Source organism: Kitasatospora sp. NPDC059571 (assembly GCF_042735675.1).
GTDB lineage: Bacteria > Actinomycetota > Actinomycetes > Streptomycetales > Streptomycetaceae > Kitasatospora.
Window position 1 is genome coordinate 1 of sequence record NZ_JBHWBW010000463.1, and the last position, 6277, is coordinate 6277.

The 6277-nt window shown below is 74.1% G+C and carries 1 protein-coding gene; it reads left to right on the forward strand.

Going from position 1 to position 6277, the window contains the following annotated elements; all coding sequences use genetic code 11:
- On the forward strand, window positions 1-6277 hold a 6277-nt coding region (locus ACFV0G_RS32915; protein ID WP_380555929.1), incomplete at both ends, for an SDR family NAD(P)-dependent oxidoreductase.

Genomic DNA, 6277 nt, shown 5'->3' on the forward strand with positions numbered 1-6277 from the left:
CTGGTGGCGGCGCGGGGTCGGTTGATGCAGGCGCTGCCGCGTGGTGGTGCGATGGTGGCGGTGGAGGCGTCCGAGGCGGAGGTGCTGCCGCTGCTGACCGAGACCGTTGGCATCGCGGCGGTCAACGGGCCTACGTCGGTGGTGATTTCGGGTGCCGAGGACGCGGTCCTGGCCGTGGTCGAGCGGCTGGCCGGACGCAGGTCGAAGCGGTTGACGGTCAGTCACGCCTTCCATTCGCCTTTGATGGACGGGATGCTGGCGGACCTCCGTGCCGTTGCCGCTGAGGTGGCCTTCGCGGAGCCGCGGATCCCGATCGTGTCGACGCTGACCGGCACGCTCGTTTCGGCCGAGCTGACCGACCCGGACCACTGGGTGCGGCACGTCCGGGAGACCGTCCGCTTCGCCGACGCCGTGCAGATGCTGGAGGCCGAAGGCGTCCGGACGTTTCTTGAGTTGGGCCCCGACGAGACGTTGACCGCGATGGCGGAGCAGTGCCTCGCCGAGGACTCCGGGGCCGTTCTCACCCCCGCACTCCGTCGCGACCGCAGCGAGCCGCTGACCTTCACCACCGCCGTCGCGCAGCTGCACGTGTGCGGCGTCAGGCCGGACTGGCAGGCCGTCTTCGCCGGAACGGGCGCACGCCGGGTCGACCTGCCCACCTACGCCTTCCAGCGCGAGCGCTACTGGCTGGACAGCGGCGCCGATCACGCGTGGGACGTCACCGCGGCCGGCCTCGGTGCGGTCGCGCACCCGCTGTTCGGCGCGGCCGTGTCGGTGCCCGAGCTGGACGGGCGGCTGTTCATCGGTCGGCTGTCCGTGCGGACGCACCCCTGGCTGGCCGACCACGCCGTCGCGGGCCGGGTGATGCTCCCCGGCACTGCCCTGGTCGAGCTGGCCATCGCGGCCGGCGACCACGTGGGGTGCAGCCGACTGGAAGAGCTCACCGCGGAGACACCCGTGGTTCTCCCGGCGACGGGCGCCGTCCAGCTGTGCCTGACGGTGGGGGAGCCCGACGAGGAGGGCCGCAGGCCGCTGAGCCTGCACACGCGACCGCAGGAGGACGGCGCCGACGACGCCTGGCCCGACCTGCCGTGGACCCGCCACGCGACGGGCTTCCTGGCACCCGCAGCGGCCCCCGCCTCCTTCGACCTCGCGCAGTGGCCGCCGACCGGCGCGGAGCCGATCCCGGTCGACGGGCTGTACGAGGCACTGGCGGCCGCCGGACTCGAGTACGGCCCGGTCTTCCAGGGCCTTCGTGCGGCCTGGCGGTGTAACGGTGAGATCCTCGCCGAGGTGGCGCTGCCCGCTGAGGCCCAGGCGGACGCCGGGTCCTTCGGTGTGCACCCCGCCCTCCTGGACGCCGCCCTGCACGCGGTCGGGCTCGGCGGACTGCTGCCCGAGACCGGGCAGGCCCGGCTCCCGTTCGCCTGGTCGGACGTCTCGCTGTACGCGTCCGGCGCGGACGTACTGCGTGTACGCGTGGCCGTGGCCGGCCCCGACGCCGTGTCGCTGGCGGTGGCCGACGCCACCGGCCGGCCGGTCGCCCTGGTCGGGTCGCTGGTCCTCCGCCCCTTCGCCGCCGAGAAGTTCACGGCCCCGGGCGGCCACGAGTCGCTCTTCCGCCAGGACTGGGTACCGGTGGCGCTGCCGGCCGACGGGCCGGCTGAGGCGATCGGAGTGCTCGGCGACGACGGCCTGGGCCTGCCGGGCGCGGTCTGCTTCCCCGATCTGGCTGCCGCGGCGGCTGCCGCCGCCGTGCCGAGCACGCTGGTCGTCCCGCTCTTCGGGGCGCAGCTGTCCGCCGAGGTGGTGCGGACGGCGGTGCGGGAGGCGTTGGCGCTGGTGCAGGAGTGGCTGGCGGCGGACGTCTTCGCGGATTCGCGTCTGGTGGTGGTGACCCGGGGTGCCCGGACCGGGGATGACCTTGCGGCGGCTGCGGTACTGGGTCTGTTGCGTTCGGCGCAGTCGGAGAATCCGGGCCGGATCGTTCTGGTCGACCAGGACGGCGACGCGGAGGTGGGGCTGCTCCAGCGGGTGCTGGCGTGCGGTGAGCCGCAGGTGGCGTTGCGCGGTGGGGTGGCGCTCGTGCCGCGTCTGGCGCGTGCCGCTGCGGGCGAGGGTTCCGCTCCGGTGCTGGAGCCCGAGGGCACGGTGCTGGTGACGGGTGCGACCGGCACTCTGGGGGCATTGTTCAGTCGTCACCTGGTGACGGACTACGGGGCTCGTCGTCTGCTGTTGGTATCGCGTCGTGGCGAAGCCGCCCCGGGCGCTGCGGAGTTGGCGGCCGGGCTGACCGGCCTGGGCGCCGAGGTGGCGTTCGCTGCGTGTGATGTCGCGGATCGTGCGGCGCTGGCGGCGGTGTTGGAGGGTGTGGAGCTGACCGCGGTCGTCCACACGGCGGGCGTGCTGGATGACGGCATCGTTCCCTCCCTTACGCCTGAGCGGCTGGAGACCGTGCTGCGGCCGAAGGTGGACGCGGCGTGGAACCTGCACGAGCTGACGAAGGACCGTCCGCTCGCCGCGTTCGTGCTGTTCTCCTCCGCGGCCGGTGTGTTCGGAGCGGCCGGTCAGGCGAACTACGCCGCCGCCAACGCCTTCCTGGACGGCCTCGCCGAGCACCGGCGTGCCGCCGGGCTGCCGGCGACCGCTCTCGCCTGGGGACTCTGGGCGGAGGACGGCGGCGGCATGGCGGCCGGGTTGGACGACGCGGACGTGCAGCGGATGGCCCGCGGTGGCGTGCAGGCGCTGTCCACGGCCGACGGCTTGGGCCTCTTCGACGCCGCCCTGCGGGCCGAGGACGCGGCGTTGGTGCCGATCCGCCTCGATCTGGCGGCGCTGCGATCCCGTGCGACGGATCCGGCTGCGGTGCCGCCCCTGCTGCAGGGCCTGGTGCGGCCGGCTGCCCGCAGGGCGGCCTCTGCGGGCACCACTACGGGTGGCGGCTCGGCGCTCGCAGCGCGGCTGGCCCTGCTGGCCGCGGCCGACCAGCACCGCGAACTCCTGCACACCGTACGCACCGAGGCCGCCGCCGTGCTCGGATACGGCGGTGCGGAGGCGGTCGATCCGACGCGGGCCTTCCGCGAGCTCGGGTTCGACTCGCTCAGCGCGCTGGAGCTCCGCAACCGCCTGAACGCGGTCACGGGCCTGCGGCTGCCCGCGACCCTTGTCTTCGACCACCCGAGCCCCGAGGTGCTGGCCCGGAAGCTGCGGACGGAGCTCCTCGGCCTTCGGGAGGCGGACGCCAGCACGTCCGTCCCCGTCCCCGTCGCCACCGGCGCCGAGGACGACCCGATCGCGATCGTGGCGATGAGCTGCCGCTTCCCCGGTGGGGTGGAGACCCCCGAGGACCTGTGGCGGCTGGTCGCGGACGGCCGTGACGCGGTCTCCGGCTTCCCCGCCGACCGAGGCTGGGACCTGGGGCAGCTGTACCACCCGGACCCGGACCACCAGGGCACCTCGTACACCCGCGAGGGCGGGTTCCTGCACGACGCGGCGGCGTTCGACCCGGGCTTCTTCGGGATCAGCCCGCGGGAGGCGATGTCGATGGACCCGCAGCAGCGGCTGCTGCTGGAGACCTCCTGGGAGGCCTTTGAACGGGCCGGCATCGACCCGGCGGGCTTGCGCGGCAGCCGGACCGGTGTGTTCGTCGGTGTGATGTACCACGACTACGCCACCCGCCTGGCGCAGGCCGCGACCGGTGGCGCCGAGGGCTCGATGGGCAGCGGCGGCGTGGGCAGCATCGCGTCCGGCCGCCTCTCCTACACCTTCGGGCTGGAGGGCCCGGCCGTCACCGTCGACACGGCCTGCTCGTCCTCGCTGGTGGCGCTGCACTGGGCGATCCAGGCGCTGCGCTCCGGCGAGTGCTCGCTGGCCCTGGCCGGCGGCGTCACCGTCATGGCGACACCCGCGACCTTCGTGGACTTCAGTCGCCAGCGCGGCCTCTCGCCGGACGGGCGGTGCAAGGCCTTCTCCGACGATGCGGACGGCACCGGCTGGGGCGAGGGCGTCGGCATGCTGCTCGTCGAGCGGCTGTCCGATGCGCGGCGCAACGGGCATCCGGTCCTGGCGGTCGTCCGCGGGAGCGCCGTCAACCAGGACGGCGCCTCCAACGGCCTCACCGCCCCGAACGGCCCGTCCCAGCAGCGGGTCATCCAGCAGGCCCTGGCGAGCGCCCGCCTGACGGCCGATGAGGTGGATGTCGTCGAGGCCCATGGCACGGGCACCACGCTGGGCGATCCGATCGAGGCGCAGGCGCTGCTGGCGACGTACGGTCAGGGACGTGCGGAGGACCGTCCGCTCTGGCTCGGCTCGGTGAAGTCGAACCTGGGGCACACCCAGGCGGCGGCGGGTGCGGCCGGTGTGATCAAGATGGTTATGGCGATGCGGCACGGCGTGCTGCCCAAGAGCCTGCACGTGGGCGAGCCGTCCTCGCACGTCGACTGGTCGGCCGGGGCGGTGGAACTGCTCGCCGAGGCCCGACCGTGGCCGGAGACCGGACGCCCACGCAGGGCCGCCGTCTCCTCCTTCGGCATCAGCGGGACCAACGCCCACACGATCATCGAGCAGGCACCCGTGGAGGAGCCGGCGCCGGCCGCCGCGGGCACGCGTGCGCCGCTGCCGCTGGTGCTGTCGGGCCGGACCGGGGAGGCGCTGCGCGGACAGGCCGCGCGGCTGCGGGAGTTCCTTGCGGTGTGTCCCGAGGTGGCGGTGGCCGACCTGGCGCTGTCCCTGGCGACGACGCGGTCGTCCTTCGAGCAGCGGGCGGCGCTGGTGGCGGGGGATCGGGATGAGGTGCTGACCGCGCTGGCGTCGCTGGCGGACGGCGGGTCGGAGGCGGTCGTCGGCACGGCGGTCGGTGGCCGGACGGCGTTCCTGTTCACCGGGCAGGGCAGTCAGCGGGTCGGGATGGGCGAGGAGTTGTATGCCGCTCATCCGGTGTTCGCGGCGGCGTTCGACACGGTGTGCGCGGAGCTGGACCCGCTGTTGGACCGTCCGCTGCGTGAGGCGGTGGCGGATGCCGAGCTGATCCACGAGACGGGGTATACCCAGCCGGCGCTGTTCGCCGTCGAGGTGGCGCTCTTCCGGCTGGTCGAGTCGTGGGGTGTGCGGCCTGACTTCCTGGCCGGTCACTCGATCGGCGAACTGGCTGCCGCTCATGTCGCGGGCGTGTTCTCCCTGCCGGACGCCGTGAAGTTGGTGGCGGCCCGCGGTCGGCTGATGCAGGCCCTGCCCCGCGGCGGTGCCATGGCAGCCCTGCAGGCAGCCGAGGGAGAGGTGCTGCCGCTGCTGATCGGCCGTGAGGACGAGCTGGGCATCGCCGCCGTCAACGGGCCGGACTCACTGGTGGTTTCGGGCGAGGAGCGTTCGGTCCTGGAGCTCGTGGCGGACTGGGAGGCGCAGGGCCGCAAGGCGCGGCGGCTCACCGTCAGCCATGCGTTCCACTCGCCGCTGATGGACGGCATGCTGGCGGACTTCCGGTCCGTGGCGGCCGAGTTGGCCTTCAGCGAGCCGCGGATCCCGATCGTCTCGACGCTGACCGGCTCGCTCGTCTCTGCTGAGCTGACCGATCCCGAGTACTGGGTGCGGCACGTCCGGGAGGCCGTCCGCTTCGCCGACGCCGTGGGGTCGCTGGAGGCCGAAGGCGTGCGGACGTTCCTGGAACTGGGACCGGACGGCACGCTGACCGCCATGGCGGAGCAGTGCCTCACCGGGGAGAGCGACGCCGTTCTCGTACCGGCCCTGCGCCGCGACCGCCCGGAGAACAACGCCGTGGCCGCCTGCCTGGGCCGCCTGCACGTGGCCGGGACAGCGCTGGACTGGCCGGCCGTGTTCGCCGGACGGGGCGCACGGGCCGTCGACCTGCCCACTTACGCCTTCCAACGCGAGCGGTACTGGCCGCTGGGCGACGCCGGCGCGCCGGGCGATGTCGGCGCGGCCGGGCTGAGCGCGGCCGACCACCCGCTGCTGGGGGCCGCCGTGCCGCTGGCCGAGGGGGACGGGCTCCTGTTCACCGGGCGGCTGTCGACTGCGGCCCAGCCGTGGCTGGCGGACCATGCCGTCGCCGGCACCGTACTGCTGCCCGGAACGGCCCTGGTGGAGCTGGCGGTTCGGGCCGGCGAGCAGGTCGGCTGCGGGCTGTTGGAGGAACTGACGCTGGAGGCGCCGCTGATCGTGCCGGAGAGCGACGCGGTCCGGTTCCAGCTGCGCCTGGGCGCCCTCGATGCCGACGGCCGCTGCACCGTGGCCGTGCACTCCCGACTCGCGGACGCTGCCGACG